Consider the following 21,967-nt stretch of genomic DNA (forward strand, 5'->3'; position numbering starts at 1 on the left):
TGCAATCCACACAAACGGGAATCCCCATCTTATGCAACGTTTTCTTAGCATCGCTCTGGCGCTCTGCGTCGGCCTGACGCTGAGCCTCGACGCCAACGCCAAGCGCTTCGGTGGTGGCAAGAGCTCGGGCTCCGCGCCTATCCACCAGACCCGCCAGGCCACCCCGACCACGCCTGCCGCCGCCCCGACCGCTCCTGGCCGCGCACCCGCTGCCGCCAGCGGTGCCTCGCGCTGGCTGGGCCCACTCGCCGGCCTCGCCGCCGGTGGCCTGCTGGCCTCCATGTTCATGGGCGACGGCTTCGACGGCATGCAGATCCTCGATTTCCTGATCATGGGCCTGATCGCCTTCCTGGTCTTCCGCTTCATCGCCGCGCGCCGTCGCCAGCAGCAGCCGCAACACGCTGCCGCCGGCCACGCCCCGTACCAGCGCGAAGCACAGCCGCAGGCCGCACCGCAGTCGATCTTCGGCGGCTCCGCCGCACCGGTCGCCTCGCCTGTGATCAACGCCCCGGCCTGGTTCAACGAAGCCAGCTTCCTGTCCGCCGCCCGTTCGCACTTCCAGTCGCTGCAGCAGCACTGGGACGCCAACGAGATGGACAAGATCGCCGAGTTCGTCACCCCGCAGATGCTCGAGTTCCTCAAGCGCGAGCGCGCCGAGCAGGGTGAAGGCTTCCAGTCCACCTACATCGACGACCTCGATGTGCAACTCGACGGCGTCGACGAGCGCGCCGACCAGACCGACGCCACCCTGACCTTCCGTGGCGTGTCGAAGACCTCGCGCTTCGACCAGGGCGAAGCCTTCAGCGAAAGCTGGCACATGGTTCGCGCCCATGGCGAAAACCAGCCTTGGCTGCTGGCCGGTATCCGCCAAAACGGTTAACCGTCGCACGTTGCAGAAAAAACCCCGGGCCTGTCCCGGGGTTTTTGCTTTTGCCAGAGCGGCCTACTAGGGTATAACGCGCAGCGTTGTCATAAGGTCAGAGGATGTGAACCGTGGAAGAAGTGATCGAACAACTCCGTGAAGCCAACGAGCCGGTACCGGTGCCGCTGGAGCTGCCGGACGAGGATCAGCTGGTCGAGATCGAGGAAGAGCTGTTCATCAACATCCCGTTCGTGTTCAAGGAATACCTGCTGACCGTCAGCGACGTGGTGTACGGTAGCCTCGAGCCGGTGACCGTGACCGATCCGCAATCCCACACCTACCTGCCGGAAGTGGCGGCCAACGCCTGGGACGCCGGTGTGCCCCGCGATCTCATTCCCATCTGCCAGGACGGAGACGACTACTACTGCGTCGAAGAGGACGGCACCGTGGTGCTGTGGTCCGGCGAAGAAGAAATCGTCACCGAGGAAAGCTGGGAATCGGTCTGGCACTGGGCACGGGATGTCTGGCTGGAAAGCTGAATGAGAAATACCCGCATAAAGTGATGGCTTATAGCTACCAATCACTCGTAGAATCGCCAGGCTCTCTGCGCCTGGCGACACTGCTACCGCTCCATCCCCTCGGACGACGGTGAAATCTTGCGCAGAAAGCGTTAACCGCCCGCTCAGTGCGAATGATCGCGGCTGTTCTCCAGCGTCTCCAGCAACGCCACCTGCATCCGCGTATGCACCCGGATCAACCAGCGCCACAGCAGCGCCACCACCACCGCCGCCACCACCACGATGACCAGCAGCAGTTCGCTGGTCGGCAGGATGCTTGCCGACAAGGCCGACAGCAGCAGGAAGATCACCAGCAGTGACAGCAGCGGAATCACCTCGGCGATCACCCGCCGTACCCGCTGGGTATGCCGCCCGGCCATCTCGGGCTTGACGCCCATCTCCGCCAGCAGCATCGACAACGCCTTGAGCTTGCGATACGCCGCGATCAGGAACGGCAGCGACAACAGCAATGCCGCGCCCCAGATCATCGCCTTCTGCTGGCCGGCGTCCGCCACCCACTCGCTCAACCAGCTGCCGATGCGCCCGGCGAAGTAGCCGCCACTGAAGAAGATCGCGATCACCAGCGCCAGGTTGACCCCGACTTGCAGCAGAATGCGTCGAATCATCGCCGCCAGCATGGCCCCCTCGCCCTGCGGCTGGATGCTGCGCAACCACTCGCCGTACAACGACAGCACCCGTGCCACGCGGCTCGGCACCACCTTGCCCAGCCTGATCGACAACGGATCGGCGGCACGGATCAGGTACGGTGTCAGCAAGGTGGTGATGGCCGACACCGCCACTGCGACCGGATAGAGAAAGTCACTGGTGACCTGTAGGGTCACCCCCAGGGCGGCGATGATGAAGGAGAACTCGCCGATCTGCGAAAGCCCCATCCCCACGCGCAACGAGGTGCGCCCGTCGTTGCCGGCGATGAACGCGCCCAAGCCGCAGGAGAGCATCTTGCCCAGTACCACCGCCAGGGTGATGACCACGATCGGCCAGGCGTACTCGACCAGGATCGACGGGTCGATCATCAAGCCGATGGCGACGAAGAAGATGGCGCTGAACAGGTCGCGAACCGGCTCGATCAGGCGCTCGATCTTCAGCAGCTGGCGCGACTCGGCCATGATCGCACCGATCAGGAAGGCGCCGAGCACCATGCTGTACTCGAGCTTGACCACCAGCAGGCAGAAGCCGAAACACAGGCCCAGCACGGTGATCAGCAGCATCTCGTTGCTTTCGAATTTCGCCACGTAGGCCAGCAGCCGCGGCACCAGCAGGATGCCGATGACCAGCGCGACGATCATGAACAGCGACAGCTTGCCCACGGTGGAGAACACTTCGCCGGAGCTCACCGAGCCACTGACGGCGATGCCCGACAGCAGTGCGATGATACCGATGCCGAGGATGTCCTCGACGATCAACACGCCGAAGATCAGCTGGGCGAAACGCTCGTTCTTCATCTTCAGGTCGTTGAGCGCCTTGACGATGATGGTGGTCGAGGAGATCGCCAGGATCGCCCCGAGGAACAGCGAATCCATGGTGTTCCAGCCGAACCAGCGACCGATCTCGAAACCGATCCAGATCATCAGCACGATTTCCAGGAAGGCCGCGATGAAGGCCGTGGCGCCGACCTTGAACAGCTTGCGCAGGCTGAACTCCAGGCCCAGGCAGAACATCAGGAAGATCACCCCCAGCTCGGCCAGGGTCTTGATGGTGTCTTCGTCGTGGATCAGGCCGAACGGCGGCGTATGCGGGCCGATGATGAAACCAGCGACGATATAACCCAGCACCACCGGCTGCTTGAGGCGATGAAAGAGGATGGTGACCACCCCGGCAACCAGCATGATCACCGCCAGGTCCTGGATGAAGCTGATGGCATGCATGGCGTGATACTCCTTGTTTTCAGTGCTCGGGGCGAACCGCTCCTCTGCCGGACGATCCTTCGGCGCGGAGCAGGCACATACTCTTGTGATAGACGCAAAAGCCCACGTTGCATGGGCGTCGTCAGGTTAACATCGCGCCTTGCCACAAATTGCCGATGCAATATGCAGAAACAGATCGGCCGATTCGACACCGCCCATGGCAAGATTGGCGTGACGATGGAGCGTCAGCCGACGTCCCGTACCAGGATGGGAAACCTCAACGAGGGGAAACAGAAGTGTCTGCAGATACCCGCCCCGAATCCGTGCAAATTCACCGTGAGCTCTCTATGGAACCTGGAAACGCCCAGCTGACCATGACCGTCCTGATGACACCGGACATGGCCAATTTCTCTGGCAACGTACACGGCGGCACCCTGCTCAAGTACCTCGACGAAGTCGCCTATGCCTGCGCCAGCCGCTATGCCGGCACTTATGTGGTGACCCTGTCGGTGGACCAGGTGATTTTCCGCGAACCGGTGCATGTCGGCGAGCTGGTGACCTTCCTCGCCTCGGTCAACTACACCGGCAACACCTCGATGGAGGTGGGCATCAAGGTGGTCACCGAGAACATCCGCGAGCGCTCGGTACGCCACTCCAACAGCTGCTTCTTCACCATGGTCGCGGTGGACGACGACCGTCGCCCGGTGAAGGTGCCGCCGCGCCAGCCGCAGAGCAGCGAGGAGAAGCGCCGCTTCCTGCAAGGCCAGCAACGCCGCCAGATCCGCCAGGAGCTGGAACAGCGTTACCAGAACCTCAAGGCTGATTCGATCTAGTACATCAGGCGCTGCGCCTCGAAGCGCACCCGTGGATGGGCGATGCGATCCTGGGCCCGCACCAGCTGCAGTTCATAGCTGGTACAGGCCTGGGTTTCCAGCAGCACCTCATGTACCGCGGCGGCGGTGAATTCGAAAGCCTGCAACCAGTCGTCACCCAGCAGCACGCGGGCGAGGAACAGCCCGGAGGTCAGGTCGCCCACGCCCACCGGCTGGCGTGGGAAGGCCAGCAAGGGCCGGCGCAGGTGCCAGCTGGCATCACGGGTCACCAGCAGCATCTCGAAGGCGTCGTCCGCCCGCTGTGGATAATTCAGGTGCTTGACCAGCACCACCTGCGGCCCGCGCTCCAGCAACCCGCGCGCCATGCTCACGCAATCGTCCAGGGACTGCGCGCGACGGCCACAGAAGCTATCCAGCTCGAGCTGGTTCGGGCACAGGATATCGGCCTTGGCGACGGCCTCCTCGAGCAGGAACTCGCTGACCTCTGCCGGTACGATGCAGCCCTTCTCGGCATGCCCCATGACCGGGTCGCACAGGTACAAGGCCTTAGGATTGACCGCCTTGATCCGCTCGACGCCGGCCAGGATCGCCCGCCCCTGCTCGGCACTGCCCAGGTAGCCCGACAACACCGCATCGCAGTGGCCCAGCTCACCGATATTGGAAATGCCTTCCACCAACGCGGGAATTTGCGCTGGGGCAAGCACTTCCCCAGCCCACTGTCCATACTGAGTATGGTTGGAGAACTGTACGGTGTTGAGCGGCCAGACGTTGACCCCAACCCGCTGCATGGGAAACACCGCGGCGCTGTTGCCGGCGTGTCCAAAGACCACGTGGGACTGAATGGCGAGCAGGTGCGGCGTACGTTTCATGCGGGACGATTCCGAAACTGTGTGAATAAGTGTGCGGCCCGCAGTATGAACCCGATTGCCATCTGTACGACAGGCCAGAGACGCAGTTAAGCTGGATCGACCTGTCTGGAGCTTACGCAAATGCTGACCCTGGAAAACCTCTTCGTCCTGATGCTGGTGGCGACCGCAGGCGCCTGGCTGTGGCACAACCACGGGCTGCGCGAAAAGGCCCTGGCACGGGTCAAGCAGCATTGCGCCAAGCTCGACCTGGAACTGCTCGACGACGCCGTGGCGCTCAAACGCATCGCCTTCGTGCGTGACGCCAATGGCAGGAAGCGCCTGGCGCGCATCTACAACTTCGAGTTCACCGTCACCGGTGAACAACGCCACCCCGGCACCGTCACCCAGTTCGGCGCCCACACCATGCAGATTGAACTCGCGCCCTATCCGTTCGAGATCAAGACCCCGCCGCGTACCGACAACGTCATCGAGATGCAGCAGTGGCGCCAGGAACATAACCGCTGGCGCAATTGATCAACGGATCAACGGATCAGCTGGCAGCCGCCGATGGCCGCTTGCAGGGCCTGCAAGGGTTGCGGTCGATCGAAGATCAGCTCGATACGCGAGTCCTTGCGCCATTCGCTGGAACGCCACTCCAGCGTCCCGCCTTCCAGGCCGTTGAACGACTGCCAGCCTTCCGTGCTGTGGATAACACCCTTCGCCCGGCGCCACACCCATTGCTCGAGAACACCGCGCAGCACCGCATTGTCGAAGCATTGGTCGGGATGCCAGCGCCAGCCGACGCTCCAACCTCCCTCCCCCTGCTGAAACTGGCAGATCGGCTGTCGTGGATCGGTCCACAGGGTGGGCAACGGCACTGCACCGTTATCCACAGGCAGGCTGCCAAGGTCGAGAGTGCCTACTGCTACGGGGGTTGAAACAGGCAATACAGCAAGCGACAGTACCCCGTGATCCGTCCAGCATGACGGTATTGCGGGTAGTGATGCAGTTATCAACAAGCGTTCGGCTTCATCCACAACGCTCGCCTTGTTGAACACCAGCATCCCCGCTTTCGCCAGTGCCTGGTGCTGAGCCTCAGGCAGGACGCCGCCCCGGGACAGGGCTGCGGCATCCAGCACCATCAGCAGTGGCTGGACCGACAGTACGCCAGTCCAGGGTGGGCGTCCCAGTTGCTCCAGCAACTCGAGCGGGTGACCAAGGCCGGACGGTTCGATGAACAGGCGGTCCGGGCGCGCCTTGCGCAGCAAACGGCCAAGCCCCACCTGGAACGGCGCGCCATTGACGCAGCACAAGCAGCCTCCCGCCACTTCACCGATGGCGATGCCCACCTCGTCGCGGCTGAGCAAGGCGGCATCGAGGCCGACCTGGCCGAACTCGTTGACCAGCACGGCCCAGCGCTCGCCGGCTGGACGCTGCTCCAGCAGGTGGCGGATCAGGCTGGTCTTGCCGGCGCCGAGGGGGCCGGCGATCACATGGGTGGGAATGTCCTGCAGCATGGCTCGGTATCGGGGGGGATTGATGGCAGTCTATACCGCCGGGCCCCGCGATTCATGCCAACCAGTCCAGGCTCAGCAACAATCGGCGCTCCCCGGCAGGCGTCAGCGGTGATCGGTGCACCAATCCCGCGCCCTCGTTGCCCAGCCACTTCTCGCCCTTGAGCAGGGCCACCTCTCCCGCCGTCAGGCGCCGAACGTTATCCACAGGCGGTAACGACTGCTGCAAGCGCGCGCGATCGATCGCTCCCTCCGCCAGCCATTCGCTGCCCGCGCCGGCATAGGTGCTGAGCAGGCGCACCGGCACATGGTCCACATGCATGCGCGGACACATCGCCCCGTCCAGTACCCGCACGCGTACACCGAGACGACGGGCTCCCAGCAGGCAGGTATAGGCGGCCACCAGCCAGGCCACATCCGCGACGAAACCGTCATAGCCGTGCAGATCAGCGGCCTCCCTGAGCAAACCGGGCAAGGCCGGCGGGTGGCGTTCATCCACCTCGATCACCCGCTCATCGGCCAGGGACTGGCCAAGACTGAGCACCAGGTTGGCGAAGTCCTCCACCTGGGCCGGCAGGCGGCGCTGCCAGACCGCCAGGTTGACGCCATCCTGAAGAATGTCGGTCATCACCTGGGGCGACTCACCGAACACCTGGCGGATATCCACAGTCATGCCACCGCGTCCTCATGCCAGGCACCGAAAGGATCGGGTAGCCGCAGCCAGGCCATCGGTCCAGTTTCCATCTCCTCGTCCGTGAGCAGGCAGGCCTCCAACTCTGTGGATAACCGCTGGAAGTCGATGTTCTGCCCGATGAACACCAGTTCCTGGCGGCAATCGCCGCTTTCCACCGACCACTGCTTGAGGATCGCCGCGGTGTTCTCTTCGTCCTGCGGCCATTGCTCGCGTGGCACGAAGCGCCACCAGCGCCCCGCCAGGCCGTGACGCATCATGCCACCGGCCTGGGACCAGCTCCCGGCCTCCTGATACTTGCTGGCCAGCCAGAAGAAGCCCTTGGAACGCAGCAACCGGCCGTTGCTCCAGGGCGTGTGGATAAAATCGAAGAAGCGCTGCGGGTGGAACGGCCGACGAGCCTGCCAGGTGCTGGCGGCGATGCCGTATTCCTCGGTTTCGGGTACATGCTCGCCCCGCAGTTCGCGCAGCCACCCCGGAGCCTGGGCTGCCTGGTCGAAATCGAACAGGCCGGTATCGAGGATGCGCGACAGCGCCACCTGGCCCATCACCATCGGCACGATCTGCGCCCGGGCATTGAGGCTGCGCAGGATGGCCACCAGCTCCTCGCGGTCAGACTGGCTGATCAGGTCGATCTTGCTCAGCAACAGCACGTCGGCGAATTCGACCTGCTCGATCAACAGGTCACTGATCGAGCGCTCGTCCTGCTCACCCAAGGTCTCGCCACGGCTGGCGAGACTCTCGGCGGCCTGGTAGTCACGCAGGAAGTTCAGCCCGTCGACCACGGTGACCATGGTGTCCAGGCGCGCCATGTCGGAGAGGCTGCGCCCCTGTTCGTCGCGAAAGGTGAAAGTCTCGGCGACCGGCAGCGGCTCGGATATTCCGGTCGACTCGATCAGCAGGTAATCGAAGCGGCCCTCACTCGCCAACCGCGCCACCTCTTCCAGCAGGTCCTCGCGCAAGGTGCAGCAGATGCAGCCGTTGCTCATCTCCACCAGTTTTTCTTCGGCCCGGTTCAGGCTGACGTTGCGCTGGACCTCGCTGGCATCGATGTTGATTTCGCTCATGTCGTTGACGATCACGGCGACGCGCAGGTTGTCGCGGTTGCGCAGCACATGGTTGAGCAGCGTGCTCTTGCCGGCGCCGAGGAAGCCGGACAGCACGGTGACAGGGAGACGGTTGGGCATGACTAACCTCATCGGGCAGGCGCATTCGAATCGATGCATTGCACAATGTTATATTATAACAATACAATTTCGCCAAGCCGTGTCGACCGAACGGTTGTCTGGAGAGCGTCATGAAATCATCCGGCCTCGCTGCCTTGCTGCTGCTCGCAACACCCACGCAGCTCTTCGCCATGCCTCACACCGACCTCGCTCTGTGCACCCGCAGCGCGACCTTGCTCGCCTGCCAGGATGGCCAAGGCAACTACTACAGCGTGCGTACCGAAGGCAGCACCTTCTACCTGCGTGGCTACGAAGTGGCAGGCAAACGCCTGTGGGCTCAGACCAACAGCCGCTACGGCACGCTGACCTTCTTCACCGGGCTGGCCAGCGACGGTGAAGCCTGGGTGGGTTACAGCCGCCGCATCGGCTGGACCACCCTCAACCGTGTCTCCAGCTCCAGTGGTCAACGCTTCAACCTGCACTGCAGCCTTGTCGGCGGTTGCCGCTGACTGCCATCACTTCAGGATCCTTTCATGTCTAGCCTCGCCCTTCCCGACATCGCCGCACAGAGCAGCCAGCAGGCACTGCCGCTGGACTGGGTCGGCATGTGCGGTATCGCCCTGCCACTGCTGGTCGACGGACGCAGCCTCGGCGCACACGCCGATGCCGGCGTGAGCCTGGATGACGGCGCAGCCCGGGGCATCCATATGTCACGGCTGTACCTGGCGCTGGAAGCGCTGGAACAGCGAGCGTTGAGCCCGCAGCTGATTCGCCGGACGCTCGAGCATTTTCTCGCCAGCCACGAAGGCCTTTCGAACGCCGCCTACCTGCGTCTGGCGTTCGATCACCTGCTTAAGCGCCCGGCGCTGGTCAGCCCGCTTGCAGGCTGGAAAAGCTATCCGGTGAGCATCGATGCCCAGCTGAAAGATGAAATGTTCCACGTGGAACTATCGGTGCACATTCCCTACTCCTCGACCTGCCCATGCTCAGCGGCGCTGGCCAGGCAGCTGATCCAGGCGCAGTTCGACCGGGACTTCGCTGACCAGTCGCTTGAGCGGGAACGTGTTCGCCAATGGCTTGGCAGCAGTAACGGCATCGTTGCGACACCCCACAGCCAAAGGAGCTTGGCCAAGCTGCAAGTCCGCCTGGACGGCGACGAGCTCAGGCTGACCGAGTTGATCGAGACTGCGGAGGCAGCTTTGGGCACGGCCGTACAGACGGCAGTAAAGCGCGCCGACGAGCAGGCCTTTGCCCTGGCCAACGGACAGAACCTGATGTTCTGCGAGGATGCCGCCCGCCGCCTGCATGCGGCCTTGCGAGCGCTAACGGGCGTGAGCGGCTTCAGCGTGCGCGTGGAACATGCAGAGAGCCTGCATGCCCACGACGCAGTGGCGGTCAGTCGTTATCGCTGGTGACAGATCAGGTACGCGGCTTGACGGTTCCACAGTCATTCCCAAGCCACACCGCCCGGGTGTCCATGCTGCCCTGCTGCTGGACCCCGGAGGCATTGAAGGTGCCGTTGACCTTGGTCAGGAACTCCCGGTCGCTGAGGAAGGTGGCCTGGCCGTTGCCCTGGGCCTTGGGGCAACTGAACTGGAATTTCCAGACATTGCCATTGCGCTCGGTGATCTTCTGCGTGCACCCCGACTGCGGATCCTGCAGCGGAATGTCATTGGTCTTGACCTGCTCCGCAGTCAGGCACGAACGCACCCCCTTGCCCCCCACCGTGATGCCCTGCTTGGCCAGGGCACCCTCCATCATCGCCCGTTGCTCGGGCGGCAGGTTCTTCAACTGACCGAGCATGAACTCCATGTCCGGCAACGGCTTGCCATCGACCTGCATGTTGCTGGTGGTCAGTTCCCACAGGCCGGGTTGCAGCATCTGCGCATGAACCAGCGGGCTGCCCAGCCCCAGTACCAGGGCGAGCAGTGGCAGACGAATCTTCATGGATGAAAGCTCCTCGAAATACCGGCTCCGGCCGGACTGAGCCGTTAGACGTCAAAATCGCCTGTGGGTTGCAGGCATACCCTCGAACGTGGTCTGTTAGCAGCAGTGCTCTCGGCAAGCAGGATGCGTATGGATTTCCACAGCCCCTACTTCTTCGGTTACTTGCTCGGCCTGATTCATCTGCTCGGCCTCATCGCCGCGCTGCATGCGGTGTTCACCGTGCGCACCGCCCAGGGTGCGATCGCCTGGGCCATGTCACTGCTGTTCATCCCCTACCTCACCCTCATCCCCTACCTGGTGTTCGGCGCCCGTTCCTTCTACGCCTATATCCAGGCGCGGCGCCAGGCCAACCAGGAAATGCACGTGGCCATGGCCAACCTGAACTGGCGGCCCTGGGTGGAGGAAGCGTTGACCGCCCGCGAGTCCGACAGCTACGCCGCCCTGCGCGCCATGCCCAAGCTGGGGCGCATGCCGTGCCTGGCCAACAACGAGGTGAAGCTGCTGATCGATGGCGCCGCCACCTTCGAGGCGATCTTCTCGGCCATCCGCACCGCGCGCGACACCGTGCTGGTGCAGTTCTTCATCATCCATGACGACGCCCTCGGCCGGGAGTTGCAGCAACTGCTGCTGCGCAAGGCCGCCGAGGGGGTGCGGGTGTTCGTGCTGTACGACCGCGTCGGCAGCCATGCCCTGCCAGCCAGCTACAGCCAGGTACTGCGCGACGGCGGCGTACAGATCGAAGCGTTCGCCACCCGGCGCGGCTGGTTCAACCGCTTCCAGGTCAACTTTCGCAACCATCGCAAGATCGTCGTGGTCGATGGCCTGCTCGGGTTTCTCGGCGGCCATAACGTAGGGGACGAGTACCTCGGGGCGCACCCCAAGCTGTCACCGTGGCGCGACACCCATGTGCAGATCGGCGGTCCGGTGCTGGCCTGCCTGCAGGAGTCCTTCGCCGAGGATTGGTACTGGGCCACGCGCCAGCTGCCGCCGCTGATCCTGCCCGACGTCTACCCGGAGAACGGCGTGCTGTGCCAGGCCTTGGCCAGCGGCCCGGCCGATCCACAGGAAACCTGTGCGCTGTTCTTCCTCGAGGCGATTCACTCGGCCACCCGACGGGTCTGGATCACCAGTCCCTATTTCATCCCCGACGAAGCCATCTTCGCCGCCCTGCGCCTGGCAGTGCTGCGGGGTGTCGACGTACGCATCCTGATTCCCTCGCGCCCCGACCACCGCATCGTCTACGCCGCCTCCAGCCTGTTCGCCTTCGAGGCGGTGCGCGCCGGGGTGCGCATGTTCCGCTACCTGCCGGGCTTCCTGCACCAGAAGGTGGTGCTGGTTGACGATGAGGTCAGCGCCATCGGCAGCGCCAACCTCGACAACCGCTCGTTCCGGCTGAACTTCGAGATCACCCTGCTCACCGTGGACCGCGCTTTCGCCGACCAGGTCGAACGGATGCTGGAGGATGACTTCGAGCAGGCCCGGGAGATCACCGCGGAGGACAGCCGCGACACCCACCGCCTGCAACAGCTGGGGATGCGTATCGCACGGCTGATTTCACCGATCCTGTAGCCCGGCGAGCCTTGTCGGCACGCCGGGCTAGCCGATCAGCGATAGAGGTCCTCACGGGTCCACGGCAGGTCGTGGTGGCCGTCGGCGTAGGGCTTCACCGCGAGAATCTGGTGCAGGTTGATCCAGCCCTTGGTGAAGGCGTAGGCGCAACCGGCCAGGTACAGGCGCCAGATACGCAAGGTCTTCTCCGGCACCAGCGCGGCGGCGCGGTGCAGCTGGTTCTCCAGGTTCTCGCTCCAGTGGTTGAGGGTCTTGGCGTAATGCAGGCGCAGGCTCTCGATATCGACCACCTCCAGGCCCGCCTCGCAGATCCGCGCCGTGATCATCGAGATATGCGGCAGCTCGCCGTGGGGGAACACATAACGGTCGATGAAGTCCCCCGCGCCACGGCCAACCGGACGACCATCGACGTGCTTGGCGGTGATGCCATGGTTCATCACCAGGCCACCTTCACGCACCGCGCCGAACAGCCGCTGGCAATACAGCTCGAGGTTGGCATGCCCGACGTGTTCGAACATGCCGACGCTGACCGCCTTGTCGAAGCGACCATCCTGGGGCAGGTCGCGGTAGTCGAGGATCCGCAGGTCGACCTTGTCGGCCAGGCCCTCCTCCTTGACCCGTTGGCGACCGAGCTTCAGCTGCTCCTTGCTCAGGGTGATGCCAAACACCTTGGCGCCGTACTCGCGGGCGGCGAATCGCGCCAGCCCGCCCCAACCGCAACCGACATCCAGCAGGTAGTCGCCGGCCTGCAGGCGCAGCTTGCGGCACAGGTGGTCGAACTTGTCCTGCTGGGCCTGGGCCAGGGTGTTATCCGGCTCCTTGAAGTAGGCGCAGGAGTAGACCATGTCCGGGTCGAGCCACAGTTGGTAGAAATCGTTGGACAGGTCGTAATGGTAGGAAATGGCTTCGGCATCGGTGCGCTTGTCATGGGACGTGCGCTCCGGCAAGAACTCGTCTTCATCCTTGAGCAAGGCTTCGCTGAGCTCGTCGCAGACCCGAATCACTTCGCCGATATCGCCTTCCAGCTCCAGCTTGCCCTCGACGAAGGCGGAGCCAAGCTCTTCCAGGTTCGGGTGGGTGAGCTGGGCGATCAGCTGGGGTTCCTTGACCAGGATGGTGACCTGCGGGCTCGGCCCCAGATCGAACTGGTTGCCGTCCCACAGCTTGACGCGCAAAGGTAAGTGCAGGCTCTGCAATGCGGGTGGAAGTTGCGCAAGCATTCATGACCCTCCCTTTCATTGATACGGGACGTCAGGCCTCAAGGTGTCGGACGTCACCGGATCAGGGTAGTTCATTCGTGCGAAGTTTCCGTTAATCGCGACCATAGTCTAGAACTATCTGGTCCGGGCCGCACAACAGATTGTATACAATTTGCATCTCTCAGACTAACCTTGTGCCCCTCTTCGCTTCCTCACACTCTCGGAGTAACGAAACCCATGAAATCCTATGACGTGGTGATCATCGGCGGCGGCCCCGGCGGCTACAACGCAGCGATCCGTGCTGGCCAGCTGGGCCTGAGCGTGGCCTGCATCGAGGGTCGCCCGACCCTGGGCGGCACCTGCCTGAACGTCGGCTGCATGCCGTCCAAGGCGCTGCTGCATGCGTCCGAGCTCTACGAGGCGGCCAGCGGCGAAGAGTTCGCCCACCTGGGGATCAAGGTCAAACCGACCCTCAACCTGGGCCAGATGATGAAGCAGAAAGACGAAAGCGTGACCGGCCTGACCAAGGGCATCGAGTACCTGTTCCGCAAGAACAAGGTCGACTGGGTCAAAGGCTGGGGCCGCCTGGACGGCGCCGGCAAGGTGGTGGTCAAGGCCGAGGACGGCAGCGAAACCACCCTTCAGGCCAAGGACATCGTCATCGCCACCGGTTCCGAACCCACGCCGCTGCCCGGCGTGACCATCGACAACCAGCGCATCATCGATTCCACCGGCGCCCTGGCGTTGCCCCAGGTGCCCAAGCACCTGATCGTGATCGGCGCCGGCGTGATCGGCCTGGAGCTGGGTTCGGTATGGCGCCGCCTGGGTGCCGAAGTGACGGTGATCGAGTACCTGGACCGCATCTGCCCAGGCACCGATGAGGAAACCGCCAAGACCCTGCAGAAGGCCCTGGCCAAGCAAGGCATGACCTTCAAGCTCGGCAGCAAGGTGACCCAGGCCACATCCAGCGCCGACGGCGTCAGCCTGACCCTGGAGCCCGCCGCCGGTGGCAACGCCGAAACCCTGCAGGCCGACTACGTGCTGGTGGCCATCGGTCGCCGTCCTTATACCAAGGGCCTTAACCTGGAAAGCGTGGGGCTGGAAACCGACAAGCGCGGCATGCTCGCCAACGACCATCACCGCAGCACGGTCCCGGGCATCTGGGTGATCGGCGACGTCACCTCCGGCCCGATGCTGGCGCACAAGGCCGAGGACGAAGCGGTGGCGTGCATCGAGCGCATCGCCGGCAAGCCCCACGAGGTCAACTACAACCTGATCCCCGGCGTCATCTATACCCGCCCGGAATTGGCCAGTGTCGGCAAGACCGAGGAGCAGCTCAAGGCCGAAGGCCGTGCCTACAAGGTCGGCAAGTTCCCCTTCACCGCCAACAGCCGGGCCAAGATCAACCATGAGACCGAAGGCTTCGCCAAGGTTATCGCCGACGCCGTCACCGACGAGGTGCTGGGCGTGCATCTGGTTGGCCCGAGCGTGAGCGAGATGATCGGCGAGTTCTGCGTGGCCATGGAATTCTCGGCCTCGGCCGAGGACATCGCCCTCACCTGCCACCCACACCCGACCCGCTCCGAGGCGCTGCGCCAGGCGGCGATGAATGTGGATGGGAAAGCGATGCAGATCTGACGCAAAGCCTTGCGTTAAACCGTGTGGGAGCGGCTTTAGCCGCGAAGCAAGCGACTCGGTGGATGGCACCGGCTTCGCCGGTGTTCGCGGCTAAAGCCGCTCCCACAGGTACTACGCCAACCTGTAGGAGCGGCCTTGCCCCACGAGTGCTCGACCTAGCCGTGGGCCAGTTGTTTATCCACACCCTCACGGAAGCGCGACGCCAGGAATGGCGTGATATCCAGCGGTAACGCCTCGTTGTGGACAACCTTGTCCAGCAACACACCGGTAATCGCCGACGTGAGGATTCCTGTACGGAAATGTCCACAGGCATTGAAATAGCCCTGCACATTATCCACAGGCCCGAGAATCGGCAGCTCGTCCGGTGACCCCGGGCGCAGGCCGGCCCAGGTGCGCTTGAGGTTCACCTGCGCCAGCTGCGGTACGCAACGAATCGCACCCTGCACCAGGCCGCTGATTTCCGGGAAAGTGTTGCTGACATCGAAGCCCTTCTCTTCCGTGGTACTGCCGATCAGGATCTCGCCATTGTCCTTCTGCGCCATGTAGCAATCGCTGGTGGTGATGCAACCATCGAGCAGCTTGGGCAGGCGTTCGGTCAGGACGATCTGGCCCTTCACCGGCTTGACCGGAATGCTCTCCCCGGTCGCCCATTCGCTCAGCTCGGCGGCCCAGGCGCCAGCGGCATTGATCAAGGTGGCGCAATGGAACTCGCCGGCCTCGGCGGTGCGCACGCCCTTGATCCGCGAGCCTTCATGCAGCACGCCGGTGATGTTCACGTTCGGGTACAAATCGACGCCGTTCTGCCGCGCCGCCTCCATGTAGGCATCGCCCAGGCGGAACGGGCTGACCTGATGGTCGCAGAGAAACTCCAGCGCGCCATTGGCCTTGAGCGTCACCGCCGGCTCCGAGGCCCGCAGCGCGTCGCGGTCGAGCCAGCGTACCTGGTCGGCCAGGTGCGGGATCTGTTTGACGATGTGTTCGGCGTACAGTTGGTCTTCTTCATCCTGGATGATGTACTTGAGCCCGGTGCGTTCGAACTTGAAGTCCATTCCGTGGCGCTCGATCAGCTCCTGGTGCAGCTGTGGATAAAGCGCGTTGGACTGCAGGGCGAAGTCAAAGAAGCACTCCGGCAGGATGTGCGGCGTGCTCGAGTCAACCACCACCGCCGCGCCGTTGGCCTCACGCTTGTTGCGCGAGGACATCATGCGAAAGAAGATCACCCCGCAGCCCAGTCCCACCGACTCGCCGATGGCCCACAGGCCGCCGGCCGAGGCACGGGTGGCGTTGCCCGGGCGCTTGCAGTCGATCAGGGCGATCTTCAGGTTGTGCCGCTTGGACAGCTGGTAGGCACAGGACGCGCCGATCACGCCGCCACCGGCAATGATGATGTCGTAATGCTTGTTCATGCTCAGGCCTCCGTGCCGAGTTGTTCGAATGCGGAAAATGGGATCGGGTCCACCGGGAAGCGCGGGCGCAGCCAGCCCACGTCCGGACGTCCAGTGGCGCTGCGCAAGCGGTCGCTGCAGTAGCCGACGCACATGCGCCCCTGGCAGTCGCCCATGCTTACCCGGGTACGCATCTTCAGACTTGCCATGTCCTCCACGCCCTGCTCCAGGGCCAGGTCGATCTGATCGCGAGTGACGTTTTCGCAACGGCAGATCACCGTGTCGGCCTGAGGCAGCTGGATCTGCGCCGCGCCGCGCGCGGTGTAGCGTTCCACCCCGGAGCGGAAGCGCTTGATCGCCGCCAGCTTGCCGAGGAAACGCTCACGGCGCTCGATCGCCTGCTCGGCATCGAGCTTGCCCATCTGCTGCAGCATCGACACCGCGGCGATACGCCCGGTGAGCATCGCTGCCTCACCACCACGAATACCGGCCATGTCGCCGGCCAGGTGAATGTTCGGCTGGCTGCTCTGCTGCCACACGTTGCACTCGGCGCGCAGGTAGCCGTCCTCGCTGAAACCATGGGCCAGGCCCAGTTGCTGGCTGAGCTGGGTCCGCGGAATGAAGCCGTAGCCTACCGCCAGGGTGCGCACCTGCTCGCGCTGGATGCGGGTCATGTCCGGCTGCCAGTCCTGGGTGTAAGGGGCGACCTGGACCTCCTGCAACTCGCCGTCACCCGTGGCGCCCACCACGCCCCAGCCATAATGCATGGGGATGCCGTTGAGCTTCATGTAGGCCAGCATGCTCAGGCCATCGAGGAACAGCTGCGGCTTGTTCATCAACGCCAGGCTTTCCTTGGCGATACGGTTGAACGAGCAGGCTTCGTACACGCCGGCTACCTTGGCGCCGGCGGCGTGCAGCTGGCAGGCGACCAGCGGCAGCAACGGCCCGGTACCGGCAATCAGCGTGCTGCCCAGTGGCTTGACCACGCCACTCTTGATCTGTAGCTGCAAGCCGCCGAGCAGGATCACACCGGGCAAGGTCCAGCCGGGGAACGGCACGTTGCGCTCGTGGCATCCGGCGGCCAGCAGCAGGTGCGAGTAGTCGATCTCGTGCAGTTGCTCGTCAGCGTCGAGGACCATCAGCCGTTGATCGTCCCCGCCCACCACGCGATGGTTCAGGCGCAGGTCGATGCGCTCGGCGCAGGCGGCGAAATCTTCATGCAGCTTGGTCAGGGCCTTGGTGTAGCGCGGCCCCAGGTAGCCCAGGTCGACACCCGCGCGCAGCGGGCCACGATAGACCACGCCACCGGGGCGCGAGGCCTCGTCGAACAGCAGGCAATCCACGCCATGTTCAGCCAGCTCGATGGCGGCGCCCATGCCGGCCGAACCACCACCGACGATCACGGGACGAAGGCTCATGGGTGGGCCTCCTCTTGCACGCGGTTGACCTCGGTCTCGATGCTCATGCCCGGCTTGACGATGGTCTGGCAGGCGCGACGCTTGGGACGACCATCGATCTGCACCAGGCAGCAATGGCAGACGCCCATGCCGCAGTAGGCACCGCTGAGCTGGCCATGATCGTTACGCGCCAGCTGGCGCAGGCCAACGGCGTTGAGCACGCTGAGTACGGTTTCGCCGGCACTGGCGACCGCAGGCAGGCCATTGACCAGCAGGGTCATTTCAGCGCCTTCCAATGGCTGGATATCGTGCTTTCGTTGCAGCGTCTGCATTTCCTGTCGTCCTTGATGACTGATGGGTCGGGCGACGTTAGGGCAAACAACGAGGGAAAACATTGATCCATGCCAGAGGCACGTTTAAGAAATGTCCTACAGCGACGGACGTACAATCGCGTAGGACGAGAGCGCTACAAATCCATTGTCGAACACTCAGAAACAAAAAAGCCCCTGGCGGACCAGAGGCTTTCGGTAGCCTTGGATTTAGAGAAATAAAACTGTCGCTAGACGGTCCCGTCTTTCGCGGCCTGCAGCTTTTGGGAGAGAAAACGCAAAGCTGTCGCAATCGCCCAAAACGCGAGTTTGGACTGATGCTCTAGAGAATTAAAACTGTCGCATCCAGAAACGATGCGGCTTTCGGGTGAATTTAAGAGCAACGACCGCAGGCCCAAGAGGGAAGACGTAGGCAACGAGAGAGATGGTCTTCAACCAGCTGTGGATGTAACGTCTACCGAGGGTCACCTAGGTCGAGGACCATGATGCGAGTGGCCAATTCACCGGTGAGGGGACGGAAATCGCGCCCCTCCCACAAAGTCACCCAGTGGGTGTCGAGAATTTCATATCGCTGTTTGGCCATCGCAGAGCCCTGCCCTGAGAAGACAGTAGCTTTGCTGGACCTCAGACGGGCTAGAGCGGTGGCGGAATTTCAACGGTCTTCATACAGAGCTTAAAGCCGATGATGCGGCGCGCTCCATCACCTTTGATAGGGATCATCAGGCGACAGTCCACAGCAGGAAGCACTGCTCGTACCCCAAGCCGACTTCAATGCGCCCTGGCAAGTTTGATTGCAAACCGCACGCCGCCCTCGATGTTTTTTACGTGAACATCGCCGCCCATTTTTTTTATGTATTGCTTGGCAACGAACAAACCCAGTCCCTGATGGTCACCGTTCGAGTGACGACTACTCACACCATACTCGAATATTTCTTCAATCGGATAAAACGGGATGTGCGGTCCCTGATTACCCACCTCAATCAGTGCCCAGCTTGCGTCGGCGAACACCCTAAGGGTTATTTCGGTGCCCTCGTGTCGAAACTCTTTGGCATTATTTAGAATTGCCGTCAATGACGCTTCCAGCATGTCACCGTCGGCACTGACATAGAGCGAGTCGAAAGAGCGAGCAAATGTGATACCTCCCTCACTTGACTCGGCAGCATTTTCCAAGTACTCAACCACGTTTTCTTTGGTAAGGTGCCCCCGAGATGCGCTAATGGCTTCTTTGGGGCTAAGCGATTTCCCCGAACTTTGACCGGTGGAGTTACCGGAGAGCATTTTCAAGGCGTAAGAAATTCGCTTAAGGCTTTTGGCACTCGGGTCGTCCGGCTTGTTGTGACGTATCAGCAACTCTTGCAATGGCGACTTGATCTCATGGCCAATGGCGCGAAGGAGATCGCTTTCTTTCTTGGCGCTCTCCAGTGCCTCTCGCCCATACGTGGTAATCGACTTATGCAGATCTTCAATACTGGCCCATAGCACACCCACCTCATCATATTGATTCGAGATCATGTACGGTAGTTTGAAATCATCCGCATCCGAATAACGCCCCCGCATGTAGATGGTGTTACGCCTGACCTTGTTCAAAGGTGCCAGAACATAGTGATAAAAAACGAAGCCACTTATCACCAGAAGACTGCCGAGGACCGCAGCAAAAGCCAAAATCGCTTTTGCCGCCGCGCTCCACCCGCCCAATACCAGAGCAGGGTTTCCGCTCAACTCAATCCTTCCGCCGTTGGTAAGTACGGCAGTTTTCTGGGTGGCAATCGAGGGCGTCACAAACTCAACGACGCCGTTGGCCAAGCGTGCCAGCAGAGAACGGTTTTCATTGCGGCCGCCGTTGTTACCGGCTAACACCTCGATAGGCTCACTTCCGGGCGAGGCAGTGAAGCGAAGACTTTCTCCTGGTGACAAGTACTGTGACATGGACTCAAACGAAAAAACAGGTCGCTCGTTAATTTCCAGGCCATTCATAAGTATCTGCCCTTGTCCGTCATTTAAAGGCCCAAGCAATTTCAACGCGACCCTCGCTTGCGAAATGTCTTCAGGGGGCCACATATTCTGCTCACCGGACGCTTGGATATAAGCGTACAAAGGTACTTGAAGAATGTACTCGTAGCTGCTGACCTCGCCGGAAGCAGTCACATGAGCCAGAACGCGTCCTTTGATATCGCGCTCACGGGTAAAATCATCGGCCCCCTGCTTGGTGGTTTTGAATCCTGCGATGCTCCAAGCAGGGGAGAACAGTTTGGTAGTGGACTCGTCTGCTCGCCGTACCGGATCGAAGGTAGCTACAAAATGGCTGGTGCGCCCCCGTGCTGTTACCACCACGCTAAAGTGGTGGGCGGTGAAAGGCGACTTGGCATAAGTCGGTGAAGTGAGCTCGCTGTCGACGTGGAAGGTGCCGCGAAGGTACACCAGCGCACCATAATCGCGATTTTCTAGTACTCCTGCACAAAGCTGATCGCGTGGATCCCGCAAGGTTTTGAAACTGCAACCTAAAAGCGGCTTGAGGTCTTCGACATGGCCAGGAATAACATTGATGAACTCAAGGGGCAATTTCGCCACGGGTATACCGCGCCAGTCTGAAGACTGCTCTCCGGAGTTAGAAAAAGCAATATTACCGTCCAAGCTCTCGAATTCGGCCGTGACACGTTGTAATGTTCTTTGAATGGCCGCTTGATATTGCTGCGCTACTGAAATATAGCTGAACCGCAAAACTGCAACTGTCCCAAATAAAACTAGCACAACCATGCCGGTCATGATGCCTACAATTATAACCCGAGCTTTGGCCCGGTAAAGATTTCCTTTTAACCTGCTTAGGGATTGACGCAATCTTGCCATTGTACACCTTTCATCCTGATTACAACGACATGATCCGGTGACTCACCCACCTCCTCCAAAGCGTCACGTATATTCTTTACGTGCTGACGAATGGCTTCCGGATTACGGCCTGATTTCACCAACTCAAAAAAATCGGCATAGGGAACATAAGATCCTCTGCGCTCGTACAGCCGCCAAAGAATATTCTTGGCCGTCTGAGGAATATTCAACGCTTTATTCTTGAAGCGCATTCTTGTCGTGGACTGATCGTAGGTAATCAGTGCTTCCTTATCTTCTAAACTCGGTGCTGTCTGCGCCCTTAGAATCTGCAAAACCAGTTCGACAAACTCTTGCCCATCTGGAGAAATAGGTTTTTCCATATAATCCCAGACATCCAGCTGACGCATTATGCCACGATAGAATGAGGCTTCTAACCCTGAGACCACCATGACCGGCGACTTGTGGTGACTTATGTTGGTTCGCAGTATTCCAACGCCAGCATTTTTCTCTGGTGGCAGTTCAATATCCAAGACAATCAAACTAAACGCCGTTTCTACAATTGCTTTTTCGGCGCATTCTCTATCAGAAAATTGGTAAATCTCAATGTCTTTGCCGATGCTCTTGCAAAACCCAGCAAGGGCATTGCTCGTATCAAGAGAGTCTTCAATGATTGCAATCTTTTTCATGCTTGTTACCTCGTGCGCATATGGGGCTAGGGTATCAGTTCTACAAGGTCCACCGCTGCGCATAAACGTGAGTGTTTGCTCACGTTTGGGGCTAAAAATTTGCCTAGGCTTGCAAAAACCTCGCAATGCAGTGGGGACAAAAACGCCCGGTAATGGATCCAATTGTTTGCGCCTACCTCACTAACGACTTCTTGCGTAGTCTTCAGTTCAAGCCAATTCCGGCCCTACAACATGCGCATTCACGGCGCCTGTTCAAATATTTCGCTACCGATCGAGGTTCACATGGCTGCACATTATGAGATTTTCCGCTCCACCCAGAACAATCAGTACTACTTCCACCTGAAAGCGCCGAATGGCGAAATCATCCTGGCCAGCGAGGGTTATATCCAAAAATCCGGCTGCGAGAACGGGATTGCCTCGTGCAAAGCACATTCGCCATACGACCACTACTACGACAAGCGCGTTGCCCAGAACCAACGCCCATATTTCGTACTGCGTGCTGCGAACAACCAAATCATCGGCACGAGCCAGACCTACAGTTCGACCTACGCCCGCGACCAAGGGATTGCCGCAGTGAAGTCTTACGGACCGACCGCCCCTACCGTCGACCGGACCTAAGGCTTTGAACGGGCCGCAGAATCGCGAGCGGCCCTCCGGC

At 61.5% G+C, this 21,967-nt stretch carries 21 protein-coding genes; 9 read left to right on the forward strand and 12 right to left on the reverse strand.

What is annotated here, in order from left to right:
- The first annotated feature begins 31 nt into the window (after positions 1 to 31).
- Together PRtIB026_RS02725 and PRtIB026_RS02730 are read left to right on the forward strand one after the other, a co-directional pair.
- A complete protein-coding gene (locus tag PRtIB026_RS02725; RefSeq protein WP_062360080.1) occupies positions 32 to 880 on the forward strand; it encodes a Tim44 domain-containing protein in 849 nt (282 codons plus the stop codon).
- A gap of 113 nt (positions 881 to 993) precedes the next feature.
- Positions 994 to 1,401: an SMI1/KNR4 family protein gene (locus PRtIB026_RS02730; RefSeq protein ID WP_028689999.1), complete on the forward strand. Its 408-nt coding sequence runs from the start codon at positions 994 to 996 to the stop codon at positions 1,399 to 1,401.
- A gap of 143 nt (positions 1,402 to 1,544) precedes the next feature.
- Here PRtIB026_RS02730 and PRtIB026_RS02735 read toward each other — a convergent pair whose 3' ends face one another.
- The gene (locus PRtIB026_RS02735) at positions 1,545 to 3,305 is read right to left on the reverse strand and encodes a cation:proton antiporter (RefSeq protein WP_203649317.1); all 1,761 of its coding nucleotides are present in this window, start codon (positions 3,303 to 3,305) and stop codon (positions 1,545 to 1,547) included.
- Positions 3,306 to 3,631: 326 nt separating this feature from the next.
- Here PRtIB026_RS02735 and PRtIB026_RS02740 point away from each other — a divergent pair, with 326 nt between their 5' ends.
- On the forward strand, positions 3,632 to 4,117 hold the full coding sequence (locus tag PRtIB026_RS02740) for an acyl-CoA thioesterase (RefSeq protein ID WP_050707577.1): 486 nt from the start codon (positions 3,632 to 3,634) through the stop codon (positions 4,115 to 4,117).
- Here PRtIB026_RS02740 and pdxY read toward each other — a convergent pair.
- Positions 4,114 to 4,986 carry a pyridoxal kinase PdxY gene (gene pdxY, locus PRtIB026_RS02745; protein WP_203649315.1) on the reverse strand — a complete coding sequence of 291 codons (873 nt, stop codon included), beginning with the start codon at positions 4,984 to 4,986 and terminating at the stop codon, positions 4,114 to 4,116. The two genes, PRtIB026_RS02740 and pdxY, sit on opposite strands and share 4 nt — an antisense overlap.
- Before the next feature lie 120 nt (positions 4,987 to 5,106).
- On the opposite strand from pdxY, the gene PRtIB026_RS02750 reads away from it, so the two are divergent.
- Positions 5,107 to 5,499: a DUF3301 domain-containing protein gene (locus PRtIB026_RS02750; protein WP_023629680.1), complete on the forward strand. Its 393-nt coding sequence runs from the start codon at positions 5,107 to 5,109 to the stop codon at positions 5,497 to 5,499.
- Between the two features lie 8 nt (positions 5,500 to 5,507).
- On the opposite strand, the gene PRtIB026_RS02755 is transcribed toward PRtIB026_RS02750, so the two are convergent.
- The 3 genes from PRtIB026_RS02755 to zigA are packed head-to-tail and all read right to left on the reverse strand — an operon-like array spanning position 5,508 to position 8,357.
- Positions 5,508 to 6,482 carry a CobW family GTP-binding protein gene (locus PRtIB026_RS02755; protein ID WP_203649307.1) on the reverse strand — a complete coding sequence of 325 codons (975 nt, stop codon included), beginning with the start codon at positions 6,480 to 6,482 and terminating at the stop codon, positions 5,508 to 5,510.
- 52 nt (positions 6,483 to 6,534) lie between these two features.
- Positions 6,535 to 7,152, reverse strand: coding sequence for a DUF1826 domain-containing protein (locus PRtIB026_RS02760; RefSeq protein ID WP_203649304.1), 618 nt, complete (start codon positions 7,150 to 7,152; stop codon positions 6,535 to 6,537).
- Entirely contained in the window at positions 7,149 to 8,357 is a 1,209-nt protein-coding gene (gene zigA, locus PRtIB026_RS02765) for a zinc metallochaperone GTPase ZigA (RefSeq protein ID WP_203649302.1), read from the reverse strand. Before zigA ends, PRtIB026_RS02760 begins: the two co-directional genes overlap by 4 nt.
- Positions 8,358 to 8,467: 110 nt before the next feature.
- On the opposite strand from zigA, the gene PRtIB026_RS02770 reads away from it, so the two are divergent.
- Together PRtIB026_RS02770 and folE2 are read left to right on the forward strand one after the other, a co-directional pair.
- Complete coding sequence (locus PRtIB026_RS02770; protein ID WP_203649300.1) at positions 8,468 to 8,845, forward strand: glutamine synthetase; 378 nt, start codon at positions 8,468 to 8,470, stop codon at positions 8,843 to 8,845.
- A gap of 24 nt (positions 8,846 to 8,869) precedes the next feature.
- A complete protein-coding gene (gene folE2 / locus PRtIB026_RS02775) occupies positions 8,870 to 9,751 on the forward strand; it encodes a GTP cyclohydrolase FolE2 (RefSeq protein ID WP_203649297.1) in 882 nt (293 codons plus the stop codon).
- Between the two features lie 4 nt (positions 9,752 to 9,755).
- Here folE2 and PRtIB026_RS02780 read toward each other — a convergent pair whose 3' ends face one another.
- Positions 9,756 to 10,283 (reverse strand): DUF3617 domain-containing protein, encoded by a 528-nt coding sequence (locus PRtIB026_RS02780; protein WP_050707585.1) that lies wholly within the window; start codon positions 10,281 to 10,283, stop codon positions 9,756 to 9,758.
- Between the two features lie 129 nt (positions 10,284 to 10,412).
- Between PRtIB026_RS02780 and cls the strand changes: the two genes are divergently transcribed.
- The gene (gene cls, locus PRtIB026_RS02785; RefSeq protein WP_203649295.1) at positions 10,413 to 11,852 is read left to right on the forward strand and encodes a cardiolipin synthase; all 1,440 of its coding nucleotides are present in this window, start codon (positions 10,413 to 10,415) and stop codon (positions 11,850 to 11,852) included.
- 35 nt (positions 11,853 to 11,887) lie between these two features.
- Here the strand turns inward: cls and cfaB are convergent, their stop codons facing one another.
- Positions 11,888 to 13,072 carry a C17 cyclopropane fatty acid synthase CfaB gene (cfaB, locus tag PRtIB026_RS02790; protein ID WP_110736169.1) on the reverse strand — a complete coding sequence of 395 codons (1,185 nt, stop codon included), beginning with the start codon at positions 13,070 to 13,072 and terminating at the stop codon, positions 11,888 to 11,890.
- Between the two features lie 216 nt (positions 13,073 to 13,288).
- Between cfaB and lpdA the strand changes: the two genes are divergently transcribed.
- Positions 13,289 to 14,689: a dihydrolipoyl dehydrogenase gene (lpdA, locus tag PRtIB026_RS02795; protein WP_203649292.1), complete on the forward strand. Its 1,401-nt coding sequence runs from the start codon at positions 13,289 to 13,291 to the stop codon at positions 14,687 to 14,689.
- 155 nt (positions 14,690 to 14,844) lie between these two features.
- Here lpdA and hcnC read toward each other — a convergent pair whose 3' ends face one another.
- The 5 genes from hcnC to PRtIB026_RS02820 all read right to left on the reverse strand — a co-directional run bounded on the left by hcnC (position 14,845) and on the right by PRtIB026_RS02820 (position 21,309).
- On the reverse strand, positions 14,845 to 16,095 hold the full coding sequence (hcnC, locus tag PRtIB026_RS02800) for a cyanide-forming glycine dehydrogenase subunit HcnC (RefSeq protein WP_096049068.1): 1,251 nt from the start codon (positions 16,093 to 16,095) through the stop codon (positions 14,845 to 14,847).
- 2 nt (positions 16,096 to 16,097) lie between these two features.
- Entirely contained in the window at positions 16,098 to 17,492 is a 1,395-nt protein-coding gene (gene hcnB / locus PRtIB026_RS02805) for a cyanide-forming glycine dehydrogenase subunit HcnB (protein ID WP_186712253.1), read from the reverse strand.
- Entirely contained in the window at positions 17,489 to 17,803 is a 315-nt protein-coding gene (hcnA, locus tag PRtIB026_RS02810) for a cyanide-forming glycine dehydrogenase subunit HcnA (protein ID WP_050707591.1), read from the reverse strand. Before hcnA ends, hcnB begins: the two co-directional genes overlap by 4 nt.
- A gap of 765 nt (positions 17,804 to 18,568) precedes the next feature.
- Positions 18,569 to 20,644: a sensor histidine kinase gene (locus PRtIB026_RS02815; RefSeq protein ID WP_267813533.1), complete on the reverse strand. Its 2,076-nt coding sequence runs from the start codon at positions 20,642 to 20,644 to the stop codon at positions 18,569 to 18,571.
- A complete protein-coding gene (locus tag PRtIB026_RS02820; protein ID WP_203649285.1) occupies positions 20,620 to 21,309 on the reverse strand; it encodes a response regulator transcription factor in 690 nt (229 codons plus the stop codon). Before PRtIB026_RS02820 ends, PRtIB026_RS02815 begins: the two co-directional genes overlap by 25 nt.
- Before the next feature lie 282 nt (positions 21,310 to 21,591).
- Here PRtIB026_RS02820 and PRtIB026_RS02825 point away from each other — a divergent pair, with 282 nt between their 5' ends.
- Positions 21,592 to 21,927 carry a YegP family protein gene (locus PRtIB026_RS02825; RefSeq protein ID WP_203652573.1) on the forward strand — a complete coding sequence of 112 codons (336 nt, stop codon included), beginning with the start codon at positions 21,592 to 21,594 and terminating at the stop codon, positions 21,925 to 21,927.
- Positions 21,928 to 21,967 lie beyond the last annotated feature (40 nt).

It is taken from the genome of Pseudomonas sp. RtIB026, assembly GCF_016861355.2.
Taxonomy (GTDB): Bacteria; Pseudomonadota; Gammaproteobacteria; order Pseudomonadales; family Pseudomonadaceae; genus Aquipseudomonas; species Aquipseudomonas peradeniyensis.

Bases quoted from the DNA above. Each gene is read 5' to 3' on its own strand.
- zigA (WP_203649302.1), bottom strand. From the start codon at position 8,357: ATGCCCAACCGTCTCCCTGTCACCGTGCTGTCCGGCTTCCTCGGCGCC.
- cfaB (WP_110736169.1), bottom strand. From the start codon at position 13,072: ATGCTTGCGCAACTTCCACCCGCATTGCAGAGCCTGCACTTACCTTTG.
- folE2 (WP_203649297.1), top strand. From the start codon at position 8,870: ATGTCTAGCCTCGCCCTTCCCGACATCGCCGCACAGAGCAGCCAGCAG.
- PRtIB026_RS02725 (WP_062360080.1), top strand. From the start codon at position 32: ATGCAACGTTTTCTTAGCATCGCTCTGGCGCTCTGCGTCGGCCTGACG.
- hcnC (WP_096049068.1), bottom strand. From the start codon at position 16,095: ATGAACAAGCATTACGACATCATCATTGCCGGTGGCGGCGTGATCGGC.
- cls (WP_203649295.1), top strand. From the start codon at position 10,413: ATGGATTTCCACAGCCCCTACTTCTTCGGTTACTTGCTCGGCCTGATT.
- PRtIB026_RS02770 (WP_203649300.1), top strand. From the start codon at position 8,468: ATGAAATCATCCGGCCTCGCTGCCTTGCTGCTGCTCGCAACACCCACG.
- PRtIB026_RS02755 (WP_203649307.1), bottom strand. From the start codon at position 6,482: ATGCTGCAGGACATTCCCACCCATGTGATCGCCGGCCCCCTCGGCGCC.
- PRtIB026_RS02825 (WP_203652573.1), top strand. From the start codon at position 21,592: ATGGCTGCACATTATGAGATTTTCCGCTCCACCCAGAACAATCAGTAC.
- hcnA (WP_050707591.1), bottom strand. From the start codon at position 17,803: ATGCAGACGCTGCAACGAAAGCACGATATCCAGCCATTGGAAGGCGCT.
- PRtIB026_RS02760 (WP_203649304.1), bottom strand. From the start codon at position 7,152: ATGACTGTGGATATCCGCCAGGTGTTCGGTGAGTCGCCCCAGGTGATG.
- hcnB (WP_186712253.1), bottom strand. From the start codon at position 17,492: ATGAGCCTTCGTCCCGTGATCGTCGGTGGTGGTTCGGCCGGCATGGGC.
- PRtIB026_RS02740 (WP_050707577.1), top strand. From the start codon at position 3,632: ATGGAACCTGGAAACGCCCAGCTGACCATGACCGTCCTGATGACACCG.
- PRtIB026_RS02750 (WP_023629680.1), top strand. From the start codon at position 5,107: ATGCTGACCCTGGAAAACCTCTTCGTCCTGATGCTGGTGGCGACCGCA.
- lpdA (WP_203649292.1), top strand. From the start codon at position 13,289: ATGAAATCCTATGACGTGGTGATCATCGGCGGCGGCCCCGGCGGCTAC.
- PRtIB026_RS02780 (WP_050707585.1), bottom strand. From the start codon at position 10,283: ATGAAGATTCGTCTGCCACTGCTCGCCCTGGTACTGGGGCTGGGCAGC.
- PRtIB026_RS02820 (WP_203649285.1), bottom strand. From the start codon at position 21,309: ATGAAAAAGATTGCAATCATTGAAGACTCTCTTGATACGAGCAATGCC.
- PRtIB026_RS02735 (WP_203649317.1), bottom strand. From the start codon at position 3,305: ATGCATGCCATCAGCTTCATCCAGGACCTGGCGGTGATCATGCTGGTT.
- pdxY (WP_203649315.1), bottom strand. From the start codon at position 4,986: ATGAAACGTACGCCGCACCTGCTCGCCATTCAGTCCCACGTGGTCTTT.
- PRtIB026_RS02815 (WP_267813533.1), bottom strand. From the start codon at position 20,644: ATGGCAAGATTGCGTCAATCCCTAAGCAGGTTAAAAGGAAATCTTTAC.